Origin of the sequence: Acetobacter sp. AC2005, assembly GCF_037901235.1 — a bacterium.
GTDB classification, from domain to species: domain Bacteria; phylum Pseudomonadota; class Alphaproteobacteria; order Acetobacterales; family Acetobacteraceae; genus Acetobacter; species Acetobacter oryzoeni.
In genome coordinates this window covers 183,652-199,835 of record NZ_CP149625.1, presented here as the reverse complement: position 1 = coordinate 199,835, position 16,184 = coordinate 183,652, and the positions used below count along the sequence as shown (strand labels likewise).

At 55.4% G+C, this 16,184-nt stretch carries 13 protein-coding genes; 5 read left to right on the top strand and 8 right to left on the bottom strand.

Features of this window, described 5'->3' with window-relative positions:
• Window positions 1-32: 32 nt before the first annotated feature.
• Complete coding sequence (locus tag QQM41_RS00965; RefSeq protein WP_050819628.1) at window positions 33-2,633, top strand: cation:proton antiporter; 2,601 nt, start codon at window positions 33-35, stop codon at window positions 2,631-2,633.
• A 78-nt stretch (window positions 2,634-2,711) separates the two neighbouring features.
• Here the strand turns inward: QQM41_RS00965 and QQM41_RS00960 are convergent, their stop codons facing one another.
• Window positions 2,712-3,263 carry an HdeD family acid-resistance protein gene (locus QQM41_RS00960; RefSeq protein WP_012812810.1) on the bottom strand — a complete coding sequence of 184 codons (552 nt, stop codon included), beginning with the start codon at window positions 3,261-3,263 and terminating at the stop codon, window positions 2,712-2,714.
• 272 nt (window positions 3,264-3,535) lie between these two features.
• Between QQM41_RS00960 and rpsD the strand changes: the two genes are divergently transcribed.
• Both rpsD and QQM41_RS00950 read left to right on the top strand, forming a co-directional pair.
• Entirely contained in the window at window positions 3,536-4,153 is a 618-nt protein-coding gene (gene rpsD / locus QQM41_RS00955) for a 30S ribosomal protein S4 (protein WP_003622919.1), read from the top strand.
• A gap of 99 nt (window positions 4,154-4,252) precedes the next feature.
• A complete protein-coding gene (locus tag QQM41_RS00950) occupies window positions 4,253-5,800 on the top strand; it encodes a peptide chain release factor 3 (RefSeq protein ID WP_339077490.1) in 1,548 nt (515 codons plus the stop codon).
• Window positions 5,801-5,818: 18 nt separating this feature from the next.
• Here the strand turns inward: QQM41_RS00950 and QQM41_RS00945 are convergent, their stop codons facing one another.
• From QQM41_RS00945 to QQM41_RS00925, 5 genes are all read right to left on the bottom strand, one after another.
• Window positions 5,819-6,556 (bottom strand): NUDIX hydrolase, encoded by a 738-nt coding sequence (locus QQM41_RS00945; protein ID WP_339077489.1) that lies wholly within the window; start codon window positions 6,554-6,556, stop codon window positions 5,819-5,821.
• A gap of 99 nt (window positions 6,557-6,655) precedes the next feature.
• Window positions 6,656-7,687, bottom strand: coding sequence for an isocitrate/isopropylmalate dehydrogenase family protein (locus tag QQM41_RS00940; protein WP_019090131.1), 1,032 nt, complete (start codon window positions 7,685-7,687; stop codon window positions 6,656-6,658).
• Between the two features lie 97 nt (window positions 7,688-7,784).
• Window positions 7,785-9,566 (bottom strand): aminopeptidase P family protein, encoded by a 1,782-nt coding sequence (locus tag QQM41_RS00935; protein ID WP_339077488.1) that lies wholly within the window; start codon window positions 9,564-9,566, stop codon window positions 7,785-7,787.
• A gap of 40 nt (window positions 9,567-9,606) precedes the next feature.
• On the bottom strand, window positions 9,607-10,527 hold the full coding sequence (locus QQM41_RS00930; RefSeq protein WP_339077487.1) for a 50S ribosomal protein L11 methyltransferase: 921 nt from the start codon (window positions 10,525-10,527) through the stop codon (window positions 9,607-9,609).
• Window positions 10,527-12,758 carry a UvrD-helicase domain-containing protein gene (locus tag QQM41_RS00925; protein WP_339077486.1) on the bottom strand — a complete coding sequence of 744 codons (2,232 nt, stop codon included), beginning with the start codon at window positions 12,756-12,758 and terminating at the stop codon, window positions 10,527-10,529. The genes QQM41_RS00930 and QQM41_RS00925 overlap by 1 nt, the downstream gene beginning before the upstream one ends.
• A 45-nt stretch (window positions 12,759-12,803) precedes the next feature.
• On the opposite strand from QQM41_RS00925, the gene QQM41_RS00920 reads away from it, so the two are divergent.
• Together QQM41_RS00920 and QQM41_RS00915 are read left to right on the top strand one after the other, a co-directional pair.
• Window positions 12,804-13,628 (top strand): UPF0758 domain-containing protein, encoded by an 825-nt coding sequence (locus tag QQM41_RS00920; protein ID WP_339077485.1) that lies wholly within the window; start codon window positions 12,804-12,806, stop codon window positions 13,626-13,628.
• On the top strand, window positions 13,625-14,389 hold the full coding sequence (locus QQM41_RS00915; RefSeq protein WP_339077484.1) for a RadC family protein: 765 nt from the start codon (window positions 13,625-13,627) through the stop codon (window positions 14,387-14,389). Before QQM41_RS00920 ends, QQM41_RS00915 begins: the two co-directional genes overlap by 4 nt.
• A 34-nt stretch (window positions 14,390-14,423) precedes the next feature.
• On the opposite strand, the gene QQM41_RS00910 is transcribed toward QQM41_RS00915, so the two are convergent.
• Both QQM41_RS00910 and purE read right to left on the bottom strand, forming a co-directional pair.
• Window positions 14,424-15,596 (bottom strand): 5-(carboxyamino)imidazole ribonucleotide synthase, encoded by a 1,173-nt coding sequence (locus QQM41_RS00910; RefSeq protein ID WP_339077483.1) that lies wholly within the window; start codon window positions 15,594-15,596, stop codon window positions 14,424-14,426.
• Entirely contained in the window at window positions 15,593-16,141 is a 549-nt protein-coding gene (gene purE / locus QQM41_RS00905) for a 5-(carboxyamino)imidazole ribonucleotide mutase (RefSeq protein ID WP_003622939.1), read from the bottom strand. Before purE ends, QQM41_RS00910 begins: the two co-directional genes overlap by 4 nt.
• Between the last annotated feature and the right edge of the window lie 43 nt (window positions 16,142-16,184).

The following is a 16,184-nucleotide window of genomic DNA, read 5'->3' as shown; positions in this document are numbered from 1 at the left end:
ATGTTGGTGTTGGATATAGGGAATAGCGTGGCATGGCGGTAACGGGTCTGGCAGCGGTACTGCTTGTTATTGCATTGCTTTTGGTGGTGGTCAGCACCGTGCAGCCCATTGCGCGCAAGCTGGAACTGTCTGAAACGGTTTTGCTGGCTATTGTGGGCATTATCATCGGCTCCTTGGCTGATGTTGCGTTACGCAGTTCTCACACCTCGGCCTTCAATGGTATTGCAGAAGCGCTGCTTGATTTTCCGCTGAATAGTGAAGAGTTTCTGCTTATCTTTTTGCCCGCGCTGGTGTTTCAGGGGGCGTTGGCTATTGATGTACGGCGCTTGGCGCATGAAACAGGCACCGTTTTGCTGCTGGCTGTGGTGGCGGTTGTTATTGCCACAGCCACTATTGGTTTTGCGCTTTACCCCTTTGCCCAGATGCCGCTTGTGGTCTGCCTGCTGCTTGGATCCATTGTGGCGACGACGGACCCTTCCGCTGTGGCCGGAATTTTCCGGGATATCGGGGCCGCAACACGATTGACGCGGTTGGTGGAAGGTGAGGCGCTGCTGAATGATGCTGCGGCCATTTCCATATTCTCTATCCTTCTGCCCTCCGTCACGCTGCACAAAGCCATTCATCTGGGTGATGCGCTGATCTCGTTTGTGGTCTCCTTTGTGGGGGCGCTGATTGTCGGGGTGGTTGTCGGGCGTCTCACGCTGGTCATGATGTCTGCCATCGCCAGTTCGGCAGCAGAAATCACGCTAACTGTGGCGCTGCCTTATGTGGTGTACATCCTTTCAGATGAAATTCTGGGGGTTTCCGGTGTGGTGGCTACGGCTGCTGCTGGGCTTACACTCTCTGTTTACGGACCATCCACCATTCGGCCTCAAACGTGGCTGTTTCTCAATCAGCTTTGGCAACAGCTGGTGTTCTGGGCGGGGTCCTTGGTGTTTGTGCTGGCCTCCATGCTGGTGCCGCGCCTGCTGGTGGGCATGACGCGGTGGGACTGGGTGCTTATCCTTATTGCCAGCGTAGCGGGGCTGGCTGCACGTGCGGCTGTGGTGTTTGGCATGTTGCCGCTCTTGGCATGGACACGCCTTTCCCCACCCGTGCCCACACCGTTCAAGGTGACAATGGTATGGGGTGGTTTGCGCGGGGCCATTACGCTGGCTCTGGCGCTGGCCGTTACGGAAAACGAGCACGTTTCCACGCCTGTTGCGCATTTTATCGGTATTATTGCCACTGGCTTTGTGTTGATCACGCTGCTTGTTAACGGCACCACGCTGCGTTCACTCGTGCTGTTTCTCAAGCTGGATCGGCTTTCCCCCATTGATGAGGCCATGCGCCATCAGGTGCTCAGCATCGGGCTAGGCAATGTGTGCGCCCGCGCCAAGGAATTGGGGGATGAACTGGGTTTCAGTGCCGATGCCACGCGCTCGGTTGTTGATCATCTGGCGCGCCGGGCAGAGGAAGAGCAGGCCGCTAACGAGTTTGACCGCGCACTGTCTGATATCCAGCGCGTTAATCTGGCGCTGATCACCATTGCCAGTCAGGAACGCTCCATGCTGCTGGATCTGTTCCGCATGCAGGGGCTTTCCCGCCGTGTGATGGAAACGCTGTTGCGGTCTTCCGAAGCGGCTATTGATGGTGCACGGCTGGAAGGGCGCTTGGGCTATGTGCGGGCGTTGCGCAAACGGCTTAGCCCATCCTTACGCTTTAAGGCCGCACAGTGGGTGCATAATCATTTGCGTCTGGATCGGCCGCTGATGCTGTGCATGGCGGAGCGGTTTGAAATGCTGATGGTGGCGCATTTTATTTCCATCTCGCTCACACGTTTCATGCACGAACGGCTGGAACCCACATTGGGCAGCCGTATTGGAGAAATTGTGGCTGAGGTGCTTTCCCGCCAGCGCAAGCTGCTGGATGAGGCACTGGAAACCTTGCGCCTGCATTATCACGGCTATGCCGAGGCGCTGGAAAACCGGATTTTCCGTCAGATCGCCCTGCGTCTGGAAAGCGAAGAATACACAACCCTGCTTTCAGAATCCCTTATCAGTGATGAACTCAGCCGCGAATTGTTGAAAGAGCTGGAACGCCGCAGGCATCGTCTGGTCAAGCGGATGAGCTTTGATCTGCGCAGCGGTATAGAAGACCGCCTGAAGCATGCCGCTATCTTCAAGGGCCTGCCGGGGGCGGAACTGCATGATCTGGCCACCACTACATCGCTACGCTTTGTGGCCCCGCAGGAGGTGATCTGCCGCAAGGGGCGCAAGATGCGCGCCATCTACTTTATCAGCGCAGGTCTGGCAGAAAGCCACGTGGCCGGGGCCGATGTGCTGTATGGCGCAGGGGATCTGATAGGCGCGCAGGAGGCATTGCATGGCTGGCGCTGCCCCGGCACCATCCGCGCCGTGCAGTTTGGGCATTTTATGGTGATTACAGCCAGCCGCTTCCAACGCCTGATTGAAGATTACCCTGTGGTGCTGGAAAATATTCAGAACATCTTGCGCAAGCGTGAAGCCGGAGAGCGGCCTATTGCGCTTTTGCCCGGTGCAAACCGTAAGGTGGATGAGGATGCAGGCAAGGATGCGCTGATGCTGTTGGCGCCCAAAAGCCAGCTACCGCCTTCATCCGAAACAAAGGAATAAATGGCCTTATCATGCGGGCATAAAAAATGGCGCGGAGCCAACAGGCCCGCGCCGTTTTTGTAGAACACGCCGTAAGTTTTACAGGCGGGTAATGGGCGGCGGCAGGGAATTGCTCTGGCGCAGGGCAAGGCCAATTTGCAGCCAGCTTATGCCGCTTACAATCAGTTCAGCCCCAACAAATGTGCCAATCAGCCACAGGCCAGACCACGGCAGGGTGAAGTACAGGCACAGGCCCACAAGCAGGCTGATAAGCCCGCTACCCAGAATGATCACCCAGCCGGGCATACCCCGTGCCTGCAGGGCCAGAACGCAACGCAGCACACCCACAACCACAAAGCAGGCAGATACAAAAATGGTAATGGCAACAGAGCCTGTGGCTGGTTCTTCTATAAGGAGGTAACCACCAGCGGCGTAAAGCAGCCCGCACAGCAGGGAGAAAATAAAGCCACCCCAATCCCGCACGGCAAAGGCATGTACCACCTGCATAATGCCTGCCACAATCAGCAGCGCGCCAATAAAGATGGTGCTGGCAAGGGTGACGGAAACCGCATCAATACAGGCAATAAAGCCCAATACAATCAGGGCGAGACCCAACGCCACAAATAGCCCCCATTTTTTAGCAAATGGCATGCTGAGCAATCCTTTCTTTTCAATTTTATGTGCCGATGGCACGACTATGCACTGCAGAATGGCAGAAAGCGCAACGGAAAAAGTTGACACTGCGCCCGGGGTTTCGTAATTCCTGCCTCCATTGCCGGGAATGTGGACAAATCGGCCAGTAGGGCAACATGCCGCGCTGGTAATACGGTTTGCGCCCGCTCCGATCCGTGGTGGACGGAGACTACCGGTGTAACGACGGACATCTGCCCGATGTTCCGCCTGTTAAGAGAGAAGAGCGCACTATGAGCAAGCGCCTTGAGAGCAAGTATAAAATTAACCGTCGCCTTGGTGTAAACCTGTGGGGTCGCGCCAAATCTCCGGTTAACCGTCGCGAATATGGCCCGGGCCAGCATGGCCAGCGCCGTAAGGGCAAGCCGTCTGACTTCTCCGTTCAGCTGATGGCCAAGCAGAAGCTGAAGGGTTACTACGGCAACATTACAGAAAAGCAGTTCCGCCGCTATTATCAGGAAGCCGTGCGCCGCAAGGGTGATACGTCTGAAAACCTGATCAACCTGCTGGAACGCCGTCTGGATGCCGTTGTGTACCGGATGAAGTTTGCTATCACGCCGTTCGCTTCCCGTCAGTTCATCAGCCACGGCCACATTCTGGTTAACGGCAAGAAGATGAACATTCCTTCCTACCTCGTGAAGGATGGTGACGTTATCGAAGTGCGTGAAAAGTCCAAGCAGCTGGCTATCGTTCTGGATGCCGCTCAGTCTTCCGAACGCGATGTGCCGGAATACATGGAAGTAGATCATCGCCAGATGAAGGGCACGTATCTGCGTGGCCCGCAGCTTTCCGATGTGCCGTATCCGGTGCAGATGGAACCGAATCTGGTGGTCGAATACTACTCCCGTTAATCGGCGTTTAGGTTCGTTTTATGCCGCGCCGGGTGGAGGGGTTTCTCTCCATCCGGCGTTTGCCGTTTTTACTCATGTTTGTTTCGGAACAGAGCCCTTATGTCTGATACCGCATCCGCCCCTCTTAGCAGTGACATTACCCGCCGCCGGACCTTTGCTATTATCTCGCACCCGGATGCCGGTAAAACCACGCTGACAGAACGGATATTGCGGGCCGGTGGGGCTATTCAGATGGCGGGCAACGTGCGCGCCAAGGGTGAGCGCCGCCGCACACGGTCTGACTGGATGGGCATTGAGCGGGACCGCGGGATTTCCGTTGTCAGTTCAGTGATGACGTTCGATTACGGCGGCTGTGTGTTCAACCTGCTTGATACGCCCGGACATGAAGACTTTTCCGAAGATACCTATCGTACCCTAACCGCCGTTGATTCCGCCGTAATGGTGATTGACGCCGCCAAGGGGATTGAAGATCGTACACGCAAGCTGTTCGAGATTTGCCGCCTGCGCGATATTCCGATTGTGACCTTCATCAACAAGATGGACCGTGAGGCGCAGGACCCGTTTGCCCTGCTGGATGAAATTGCATCCTCTCTCGCGCTGGATACATCACCCGCCACATGGCCGGTTGGGCGTGTGGCCACGTTTGTTGGTACGTACGATATTCTCACCAAAAAGCTGCACACAACGGTTGATCTGCCAGAAGATGATGCCCGCCTTGTGCAGATGCGTGAGGAACTGGAACTGGTAGAAGCCGCGCTGCCAGAGTTTGATAAAGAATCCTTCGATGCCGGGCATCTTACCCCCGTATTCTTCGGGAGTGCGATCAAGGAAATCGGGGTGACCGATCTGCTGGACGCATTGGTGGCCTTTGGCCCACCACCGCGTGACCAAGCGGCAGAAACCCGTGTGGTAAAGGCCACAGAGCCAAACATGACGGCGCTGGTGTTCAAAATTCAGGCGAATATGGACCCCAACCACCGTGACCGTATTGCCTTTGCCCGTATCTGTTCCGGCAAGCTCAGCCGTGGCATGCGCCTTAAGCACACGCGTACGGGCAAAAGCTTTGCCGTGCATACGCCCCAGTTCTTTTTTGCGCAGGATCGGCATCTGGCAGAAGAAGCCTTTGCAGGCGATGTGGTGGGTATTCCCAACCACGGCACCTTGCGTATTGGCGATACACTGACAGAAGGTGAAGACATCCAGTTTACCGGCGTGCCACACTTTGCCCCGGAAATTCTGCGCCGCGTGCGGCTGGATGATGCCATGAAGGCCAAAAAGCTCAAACAGGCGCTGGTGCAGTTGGCAGAAGAAGGCGTGGTGCAGTTGTTCCGCCCGCAAGATGGCGCGCAGCCAATTGTGGGGGTTGTGGGCACCTTGCAGCTTGATGTGCTGCAATCTCGCCTGAAGGCGGAATACGGCGTGGCAATTGGCTTTGACTCCACGCCTTATTCTCTAGCACGCTGGATTACCGGCCCGCGTGAGAAAATTGAGGCATTTGCCGCAGCACATCGCTCCGCCATGGCGGATGATCTGGATGATGATCCGGTATTTCTGGCTACTTCAGCGTTTATGATGCGCCGTACAGAAGAGCAGAACCCGGATATCAGCTTCCATGATATCAAGCAGATTGGTGTGGAAATTAAATAAGTTATGCAATGCCGTGTATTATAAGGTACGCGGCATTCTGCTTTTTACATCATGCTGCAAAAGATACTGGCTGGTTGGTAAAATGGCGTTTTGCCCCAGCCATGTTGTGACATCTTGGGCAGGCACGCAGGCCAGCATGTCGTATTCTTTATTGGCATGCTGTTTCCAGCTTTCTTCCACTTTTGTAAAAGCAAGCTGCGTTTCCAAAACCAGCCCAATATCCAACACACGGGTATGAGGGTGCCGCACCGCCATAAGTGGCTGCCCAACCTGTAGGCTTTTGGCATTCAGCCCCAATTCTTCTGTGGCCTCTGCTAAAATCTGCTCGGCTAAATTGACGTTTTGCGTGTTGGTGCGTTTTTCAATGCTGCCAGCGGGCGGGCTTTGCCAGAAATTTCCCTGATAAATGGAAGATGGATTGCGCCTGCCCAACACGTATCCATCTGGCGTATGCACCAGCCCTACTACGGCTAATGGTTGCAGGCGCAAAAATGAAAAAAGTGCGGGGTTCTTCATTTGCGCAAATACGCGGCGATACTCTGTCCAATAGCCTTTAATGGCTGTGCGCGTTACGCAGGATGCAGAAAATACGCAGCCATTAAACAAAGCAGGTGTTGTGGCACAGGCTTGCTGCCATAGATGTGTGATTTCCTGCTCAATATCTGCCGGAGCCGCCGGAGGTGGGGCTTCCACATCAATGCGGAAGGAAGCAGAAAGGGGCAGGGCAGGCCACGGGCCACCAAAAGAACGGATCATGCCTTACCCTAATGCGATGTGTGGCCAAAAGAAAAGGGAGCCACTGGGGCTCCCTTTCCATCGCAATCGGTTTTTTTTGAACAGCCAGACTGCTCAATATCAGGCAACGGCCTGTTTCAGAGCTGCTGTCAGATCCTTTGTGGAGGCATTGCCGCCCAGATCCTTCGTACGCACTGTACCGTTGGTGATAACCTTTTTGATACCGGCATCAATACGGTCAGCCAGATCATTACGGTTTACATGGCGCAGCATCATAACGGCTGCCAGCAGCAGAGCCAGCGGGTTGGCAATGCCTTTGCCTGCGATATCTGGTGCAGAACCGTGCACGGCTTCAAACACAGCGGCTTTTTCACCAATGTTTGCACCCGGTGCCATACCCAAGCCACCCACCAGACCGGCCGTAAGGTCAGAAAGGATGTCACCAAACAGGTTGGTGGTCACAATCACATCAAACTGCCACGGGTTGATAACAAGCTGCATGGCGCAGGCATCTACAATCCGTTCATTGAACTCAATGCGGCCCTTGTATTCTTCTGCAACCTTGCGGCCTTCTTCAAGGAACAGGCCTGTCAGCAGTTTGAGGATATTGGCCTTGTGAACAATGGTTACCGTTTTACGGTTGTTCTTTACCGCATATTCAAAGGCAAACTTTACAATCCGGCGGCATTCTGCGCGGGAGTTAAAGCCGGAGCTTAGCGCAATGCCCTTGGGGTCATCCCCTACCGGAATGTAATGTTCCATTGCTGCGTAATAACCTTCAAGGTTTTCACGGAACAGAACAAGGTCGATATCATCAAACCGACCACCGGGAATGATGGTTTTGGTTGGGCGCAGGTTGGCAAACAGGCCAAATTCCTGACGCAGGGTTACGTTGATGGATTTGAACCCACCACCAACTGGAGTTGTCAGCGGGCCTTTCAGGGCCAGGCCCGTGCGCCGGATGCTTTCAATTGTCTGCTTGGGCAGCGGGTCATTTACCGCGTCCACACCCGCCATACCGGCCAGCTGGCGGTCCCATACAAATGGGGCCCCAACGGTATCCAGAATTTCGGTAACTGATTCAACAATTTCAGGGCCGATGCCATCACCTGCAATAAGAGTGGCTGGAATGGTCTTGCTGTCTGTCGTCATTCTGAGAAGCTCCCTTCAACTTCGTAGCCTGTTTTGCGCCCGTTTTACGGTGCATGCGATTCTCAATTTCGTGACCAGCGGGGAAAGACTCCGCCTCTCACGCCCTCTTGAGAGGCGCACATGCCGTTTTCAGCCATTTCTGTGCATCAGATGGCAGGTGAGGGCCTACCTGATCCAAGATTTGAGCATGGTACGCGTCCAGCACGGCGGTATCTTCCGGGCCTAACAGGGTGAGGTCAATCAACCGTCTGTCAAAAGGTGCCAGTGTAAGGGTTTCAAATTCCAGAAAAGGCCGGTCCGAATGCGGCATGTTGCCGGGGCGGATCATCACCAGTGTTTCCAGCCGGATGCCGTAGGCACCGGGTTTGTAAAAGCCCGGCTCGTTGGAAATCACCATGCCTTGTTCAAGCGTAATGGGAGAAGGCATTTTGGAAATACGGGCTGGCCCTTCATGCACGGAAAGAAAGCTGCCCACGCCGTGGCCGGTGCCGTGGTCATAATCCAGCCCGGCCTGCCACAGGTCAAACCGTGCCAGTGCATCTAGCGCATGGCCTTTGGTGCCCACCGGAAAACGTGCGCGACCAAGGCGCAAGTTCCCCTTGAGCACGCGGGTAAACACGTCTTTCAGGCTGGCAGATGGTGCATCGGGGCCTGTCCAGATTGTGCGGGTAACATCTGTCGTGCCTTCAGGGTACTGGCCACCGCTATCAATCAGGTAAACTTCGTTATCCTGTAATTTCCGGTCACTTTCCGGCGTAACGCGGTAATGAATAATGGCCCCATTGGGGCCGGAACCGGAAATGGCCGGAAAGGATTCTTCTTTGTAATCCTTCCCTTCGGCACGGAAGGCATCAAGCTGTGTGGCGGCTTCAAGTTCTGTGCAGTTGCGGCCTTTTGTATCCAGCCAATGCAGAAAGCGGCAAAGCGCTACGCCATCACGCAGATGGGCCATGCGCATGCCCATCTGTTCCGCCTTGTTTTTGCGGGCTTTGGGCAGCAGACACGGGTCTGGTGCTTCCTGCACCGTGGCGCCATGGCGGGTGAGGGTTTGCCCAAACCAGACAGCATTGCTGGCAGGGTCCACGCCAACGGTTTTGCCTTTCAGGGTTGCCAGAACTTGCTCCATCTCTTGCGGCGCATGCACACGCACGGAAGAGCCAAGCCATTCCTTAACGTTAGCCGAAACTTTTTCTGGCTCTATAAACAGGTCTACCGAACTGTTTGCATGCACCAACGCAAAGGCCAACACCACAGGTGTGCAGGGGATATCGGAGCCACGAATATTCAGTAGCCATGCAATAGAGGCTGAATCACTCAGAACAGCGGCATCCTGACCATTCTGCGTCAGAATTGCAGAAATTTCCTGCCGCTTTTCAGCAGAGCTTCGGCCAGCAAAAGCAAGCGGATGTATGCAGGCTGGGGCCGAGGGAAAAGCCGGGCGGTCTGCCCAGATATCATCCACCAGATTGCGGGATGTGGGTACCAGAGTTACCCCGCTTTGGGCTGCAAACGGGCGCAGCTCCGCCACACTCATCACACGCGGGTCATACCCCACGCGGGTTTCTGGTTTGGCTTGTTCCTTCAGCCATGTGGCCGGAGGTGTCTGGCTAATATGTAGCCGTTGCCAGCATGCGCCATCCACCTGTTGATCCATCTGGGTAATGTAACGACCATCAGAAAACACGGCGGCAGTATGGGGCAGCACAATGGCCGTGCCTGCGCTGCCTGTAAAACCTGTTAACCATGCCAGACGTTCTGCACAGGCTGGTGTGTATTCCCCCAAAAACTCATCGCTATGGGGCACAATCAGGCCATCCAGCCCCTCGTTTTGCAAAAGGGTGCGCAATGCGGCAAGACGGGTAGAGGATGCAGACGCCATGGAAACCGTGTCCTGAAAAGATAGGAAAAGAAAAGGCCGATTAGGCCGTTTTTCGAATAGGAAGAACCGGGCGGCGCAGGATCAGAGTAGCCCATTCGCCTTCATGCAGTTCCTGCTCAAGCACCAGCCCCTGCCGCCGATGCGCGGCCAGCACCATACGCACCTGTGTGCGCAACAGACCGGCCAGAATAACCGTGCCGCCAGGGGCCAGATACCGCACCAGATCCTTGGCCATCAGGCACAAGGGGCGGGCCAGAATATTGGCAAAAACCAGATCAAACGGCGCGGCCTTCCAGATGGCGGGGGTTTGCCAGCCATTGCCCAGGCGGCATGTCATGGCGCGGTTAAGCTGGTTGCGTTTGGCGTTTTGTGCCGCCACACGCACAGACCACGGCTCAATATCCACTGCCAGCACCTTTTGGTGCAGCAATGCTGCTGCGGCCATGGCTAGAATGCCAGTGCCGCAACCCAAATCCAGAATACGGTGGGGGCGGCGGTAAGCCACACGTTCCAGCGCGCGCAGGCACCCACGGGTGGAACCATGCTCGCCCGAACCAAAGGCCACGCCAGCATCCAGCGTGAGCACAATGCGGGTGGCGTTTTTGGAATCGGGCAAATGCGTGCCGCGCACCACAAAACGGCGGCCCACTTCCTGTTCAGGAAAAGCCTCATACGTGCGGGCCAGCCAGCCTTCGGCTTCTGTGCTGGTGCGTTCCAGAGGGGCGCTTACGCCTGTTGTCAGTTCAGCCAGCACAAGGGCGGCTGCCAGTTCATCCTCGCGGTGTCCGGTGTCTTTTACGCCTTCTACCCGCCACTGGGTGCCTTCCGGGTTGGCTTCAAAAATACCTACCGTGGCGCATACGCTGCCAATGGCGTTTTCGTAAGCTTCCACCGCCGCTTCCGGCACAGTGACAGAAATGGTTTCAAGGCTGGTGGCATGACGGCGGGTAGGAGGGGCCATTAGATTTTCTCGATAAAGGATGAAAGAAGACGTTTGGTGCCGACAGATTCAAAGGACACTTCAACATGGTGCCGATCTGCCGAAATAACGATGCCCTCGCCAAAGCGGGGGTGGCGCACATGGTCACCCAGTTGCAGGGCCGGTGCGGCTTCCAGCATGGGGTCTTTTCTGCGGCGGGCAATAATGGGGCCGTTATCAAACACGGATTCGGAAAGGTTCAGGCCCTGCCGCTGGAACCCGCCGCCTTCATCATGGCGGACCACGTGTTCATCTGGCAGCTCGTCCAGAAAACGGCTGGGCATGGAGGGCTGCCAGTTGGCGTAAATGCGCCTGCGGCCTGCATGAAAGATAATGGCTTCCTGCCGTGCGCGCGTAATGCCCACGTAAGCCAGCCTGCGTTCTTCCTCCAGCCCTTTCAGGCCGCCTTCATCCAGCGTGCGCTGGGAGGGAAAAACGCCTTCCTCCCAACCGGGCAGGAATACCGTATCAAACTCCAGCCCCTTGGCGCCGTGCAGCGTCATGATGGACAGGTAATCATCCTGCCCGTTTTCATCATGATCCATAACAAGGGCAACGTGTTCCAGAAACTCGCCCAGAGTTCCAAAATCGGCCAGTGCGCGCGTTAGTTCTTTCAGGTTTTCCAACCGCCCCGGCGCGTCGGGGGAGCGATCCTGCCGCCACATGTCCAGATACCCGCTTTCTTCCAGCAGGTGTTCTACGGCCACCACATGGCCTTCACGCGCCAGAATATCGCGCGTGCTGGCAAAGGCTTCCATCAACTGGCGTAAATGGGCGGCAGATTTTCCTTTAAGGGCGTTATCTTCCAGCAGTTTTTCCGTGCCGCCTGTAAGGGGCAGGTTATTGGCGCGTGCTGCTGCATGTAGCTTTTGCAGCCCGGCCGGGCCAACACCGCGTTTGGGCACGTTGATAATGCGTTCAAAAGCCAGATCATCCGCTGGTTGGCTCAGCACGCGCATATAGGCCAGTGCATCACGTATTTCTGCGCGTTCATAAAAACGCAGGCCGCCCACAATGCGGTAAGGCAGGCCGGTTTGCATCAGGCGTTCTTCAAATGCGCGGGTTTGAAAGCCCGCGCGCACCAGAATGGCAATTTCCTTTAGGGCGTGGCCTTGTGCGCGCAGTTTTTCGGCCTGCTCGCACACCATGTGGGCTTCTGTATCCGAATCCCACACCCCTAGAACGCTAACCTTTTTACCTTCTGCATCTTCTCGACCGGGGCGGAGTGTTTTGCCCAATCGTTCGCTATTATGGGCAATAAGCCCTGCTGCAGCCCCCAGAATATGCCGGGTGGAGCGATAATTGCGTTCCAGCCGTACAACCTTGGCGGAGGGAAAATCTTTTTCAAACCGCAGGATGTTTTCAACTTCTGCGCCGCGCCATGAGTAGATGGATTGGTCATCATCCCCCACGCAGCAGATGTTGGCCGGGCCTTCTGCATGTTTGGCCAGCAGGCGCAGCCAGAGATACTGAATGGTGTTGGTATCCTGATACTCGTCCACCAGAATGTAGCGGAACAGGCGGTGATACTGGGCCAGCACATCAGGCCGTGTGCGCAAAATTTCGGTCACATGCAGCATGAGGTCACCAAAATCGCAGGCGTTCAGCTGCTTCAGGCGGGCCTGATACGCGGTGTAAATGGCGCGGGCATGGCCATTGGCAAAGTCCGAATCCTCGGTGGGGGTAATGCGTTCCGGTGTAAGCCCTCGGTCTTTCCAACGCTGGATCACGCCCAAAAGGCCCGGAGCAGGCCAGCGTTTGATATCAATCTGCCACGGCGCCATAACCTGCTTGAGCAGGCGCAACTGGTCATCCGTATCCAGAATGGTAAAGCTTTGGGTCAGCCCCACATACTCAGCATGGCGGCGAAGCATACGCGCGCAGAGGGCATGAAATGTGCCTAACCATAACCCTTCTGCCGGGCTGCCCAAAAGCAGGCCGATACGCTCACGCATTTCTCGCGCAGCTTTATTGGTAAAGGTTACTGTCAGGATCTGCCACGGCTTGGCGCGGCCTGTTAGCAGGATATGCGCAAAGCGGGTGGTTAAAACCCGTGTTTTGCCTGTGCCAGCACCAGCCAGTACCAGCAAAGGGCCATCCGTTGTTTCAATAGCTGCGCGCTGTTCGGGGTTGAGACGAGCCAGATAACTGTCACCCGAGGCAGACGGAGATGAAAAAAGCGGGGCGGAGGGGTGTTCGGACGTATTCACCATGCCTTTATATAAGCATGTGCGCTTCAGGCCAAACGGAGCAATGGAATGGGGAGACAGTCAGCAGAGCAGAAAAGGCAAAAAAAGCCCGGCTGCTTTGCAGTAAAGACCGACACAACCCACGGTTGTTTAAACGTGCAGCAAGGTGCCATGCCTGTTTTTGAAAGCATCGGCCCAACAGGGCATCGCAAACGTATGCGCCAGCGTGTGTTGGCGCAGGGCGCGGCTTCCTTGGCGGATTACGAATTGTTGGAAATGCTGCTCTATGTCGGGATTCCACGTAAAGATACAAAGCCGCTGGCCAAAAGCCTTATCAATGTCTTTGGGTCTTTGCAGGCTGTGCTGGAAGCGGGGGAAGAAAATCTGCGCCAGATCAGCGGCGTTACGCGCGCAAGTGCAGCAGTTTTGCAGGATGTCGCCTATGTGGCAGACAGGTTGCCAGAAAATGGTGAGGAAACACGCCAGTTTTTGGGAAACTGGGACAGTATTTTAGAATATGCAGATGTATATCTGGCAAATGCCCCCAGAGGGCAGGTACGTGCTTTATTTCTGGATAGCCGTAACCAGTTAATTGCCGATGAAGCTGTGCCAGCTTTTTTGCATGAGGGTAGCAGCCATGAAACCATGGCCTGTATTCGGCAAGCGGTCGCGCTGGTCTTGCAACGTGCGTTGGCTTTGCATGCCTGTGCGTTGGTAACGGTGGATTGGGTGGCGGAAGATCAAACGCTGGATCAAACCCTTGCGCAAAACGCACCTTTTGTAAGGGAATTACAGCGCAGTGCACCATTATTGGCCGTAGAGGTGCATGACCATATTGCCATTGGATGTGGCGAATGGCGCAGCTTCAACCACCATACAGGGCCGAAATCTTGAAGCGCCCATCTGCAAAATCTGGAAAAAAGCCCACAAGTCAATTTGCTGATGCCACACATTTTCGGCTGAATGTTTCAACTGCGGAAGCCATTGCCCTTCCCGCCGAAATGTATGGTGGCGCTGCACCGGAACTCGCTGCAGCAGAAGAAACAGACCTCGCTCTATTATGCAGGTTGATAGCACAAGCGCAGCCACGCAATGGCAAAGCACAGGAACAAGCACGTAATTTATTACATGAGTACGGAAGCATTTCCGCAGTTATGGCAGCTATAAGCTGGCATGAGCCAAGTAAAAGCATAAAGGCGCTGCCAGAAGCCGTGCGTGTTTTGCTTATGCTTGTGCGTGAGGCTGGGTTACGCATTCAGCGCGCAAGATTGCGCCGTTCTGGCATATTGGCTGATAGCGCACAGCTTTATGCGTATTTGCGGGCTGTTATGGGGCCGGAAAAGCGCGAACAGGTGCGCGTATTGTTTTTGAATGACGAGTACGAGCTACTGGCTGATGATGTGATGGGGCAGGGCACGGTAGACCATACACCTGTTTACCCGCGGGAAATTGTAGCGCGTGCCTTGCAGCTTAACGCCACTATGCTGGTGTTGGTGCATAATCACCCAAGTGGAGACCCAACGCCTTCAGCCGATGATGTGGTGATGACAACCCAAATTTGTGGCGCGGCAAAAATTATGAACATCCATGTATGGGATCATATTATTGTTGCCGGAGAAAAGCTGTTGAGCATGCGTGAAGCAGGGCTGTTGTAAGCCCTTGGCTTCACGCAATGCTGTAACAGGCGGCTTAGTCTTCTTCTTCAGGTTCTGGGGCGGCTGTTTTGGTGGCCAGTGGCCCCAAGGCATCCTGAATACCCAAATTGCCGGGCAGTGCACCGTAGGGGAACAGGATATTTACGTGCCCCATTTTGCGGCCAACGCGGGCTTCTGCCTTGCCATATAAATGCGGAATAAAGCCTTGTGTGGCCATAATCTGCGGCAACAGAGCCATATCCTCCGGCCCAACCAGATTTTTCATGATTGCATCAGAATGGCGCACAGCATGAGGCAGAGGTAAGCCCGCAACCGCACGGATATGCATGTCAAACTGATCCTGCGGGCAGGCATTCATGGTCCAATGGCCCGAATTATGGGGGCGGGGGGCCATTTCGTTCACCAACAGGTTGCCGGTGCGATCAACAAACATTTCAACGCCCAGAATGCCCACCAATTCCAGCTTTTCGGCAATGGTGGTGGCCAGTTTTACAGCCTGCGCGGCAATGTTGGGATCAATAGGGGCTGGAGCCAGCGTAAGGTCCAGAATACCGTTCCAGTGCCGGTTCAGGGCTGGATCAAAGCACCGCACCGTACCCTCTGCACTGCGCACCACCATAACGCTGATCTCGCAGGCAAAATCCACCATACCTTCTGCAACCAGAGGATGTGGTGCCAGCGTGTTAAAAGCTTCTTCCAGATCATGGATATGATGCACGCGGCGCTGGCCTTTGCCATCATATCCATTGCGGGTGGTTTTGAGAATCAGCGGCAAGCCAACTTTTTCTGCGGCTTCGTGCAGCGTTTTTACGTCTGTAACGGCATGCCACGGCGCTAATGGAATACCAGCCGAAGCAAAAAAAGTTTTTTCAGCCAATCTGTCTTGGCTGATGCGTAAAATATGGCCGGAAGGATGCACAGGGCAGTGTTTGGCCAAAAGGTCCAACGCATCAGCGCTGATGTTTTCAAACTCAAAGGTGACAACATCAACAGCACTGGCAAACGCATCCAGTGCTGCCGGATCATCATACTTGCCGCATGTTACGGCGTGAGAAACCTGAGCCGCCGGGCCATCGGCCTCGGTTGTCAGAATATGCGTCCGAAACCCAAGGCGTGCAGCAGCAATGGCAGACATGCGGCCAAGCTGGCCACCACCCACAATGCCGATAACTGCATTGGGCTTAAGCGGAGAATGTGAGGAGGTCATTTATCTTCGGTAATAGGAGAGTTGGGGACAGAGGCTGTCTGTAGTGCGCGCCATGTTTCAAGGCGTGCGGCAAGGGCGGGGTTATGCAGTGCCAGAATAGAGGCCGCCAGCAAGGCTGCGTTTTTAGCCCCGGATGCACCAATAGCCAACGTGCCTACCGGCACACCGCCGGGCATCTGCACAATGGAAAGCAGGCTGTCCATGCCTTTAAGCGCGCGAGATTCTACCGGAACCCCCAGCACGGGCAGGCGTGTCCATGCCGCGCACATGCCCGGTAGATGGGCGGCCCCGCCGGCCCCGGCGATAATCACGTTTAGCCCGCGTTCAGCTGCCGTGCGTGCGTAATCCGCCAGCCGATCTGGCGTGCGATGTGCTGAAACAATGAGAGTTTCGTGCGGGATTTCCAGCTCTGTCAGCAATGCATCTGCATGGCGCATGGTTTCCCAGTCTGACTGGCTGCCCATGATAATCCCCACAACTGGGGCAGAGGCTGCTTTATCTTCTAAAGCATCGGAAGCGGAGGGCAGGGGGGCAGTTTCGCTCACGGTAGGTATCTATCCGGGTTTTCTAAAGACTGAAACGGAATGG

Excerpts from the sequence above, each read along its gene's own strand:
- QQM41_RS00910 (WP_339077483.1), bottom strand. The coding sequence starts at position 15,596 with ATGACCTCCTCACATTCTCCGCTTAAGCCCAATGCAGTTATCGGCATT.
- QQM41_RS00935 (WP_339077488.1), bottom strand. The coding sequence starts at position 9,566 with ATGGCGTCTGCATCCTCTACCCGTCTTGCCGCATTGCGCACCCTTTTG.
- QQM41_RS00930 (WP_339077487.1), bottom strand. The coding sequence starts at position 10,527 with ATGGCCCCTCCTACCCGCCGTCATGCCACCAGCCTTGAAACCATTTCT.
- QQM41_RS00940 (WP_019090131.1), bottom strand. The coding sequence starts at position 7,687 with ATGACGACAGACAGCAAGACCATTCCAGCCACTCTTATTGCAGGTGAT.
- QQM41_RS00920 (WP_339077485.1), top strand. The coding sequence starts at position 12,804 with ATGGGGAGACAGTCAGCAGAGCAGAAAAGGCAAAAAAAGCCCGGCTGC.
- QQM41_RS00965 (WP_050819628.1), top strand. The coding sequence starts at position 33 with ATGGCGGTAACGGGTCTGGCAGCGGTACTGCTTGTTATTGCATTGCTT.
- QQM41_RS00950 (WP_339077490.1), top strand. The coding sequence starts at position 4,253 with ATGTCTGATACCGCATCCGCCCCTCTTAGCAGTGACATTACCCGCCGC.
- QQM41_RS00960 (WP_012812810.1), bottom strand. The coding sequence starts at position 3,263 with ATGCCATTTGCTAAAAAATGGGGGCTATTTGTGGCGTTGGGTCTCGCC.
- QQM41_RS00925 (WP_339077486.1), bottom strand. The coding sequence starts at position 12,758 with ATGGTGAATACGTCCGAACACCCCTCCGCCCCGCTTTTTTCATCTCCG.
- rpsD (WP_003622919.1), top strand. The coding sequence starts at position 3,536 with ATGAGCAAGCGCCTTGAGAGCAAGTATAAAATTAACCGTCGCCTTGGT.
- QQM41_RS00945 (WP_339077489.1), bottom strand. The coding sequence starts at position 6,556 with ATGATCCGTTCTTTTGGTGGCCCGTGGCCTGCCCTGCCCCTTTCTGCT.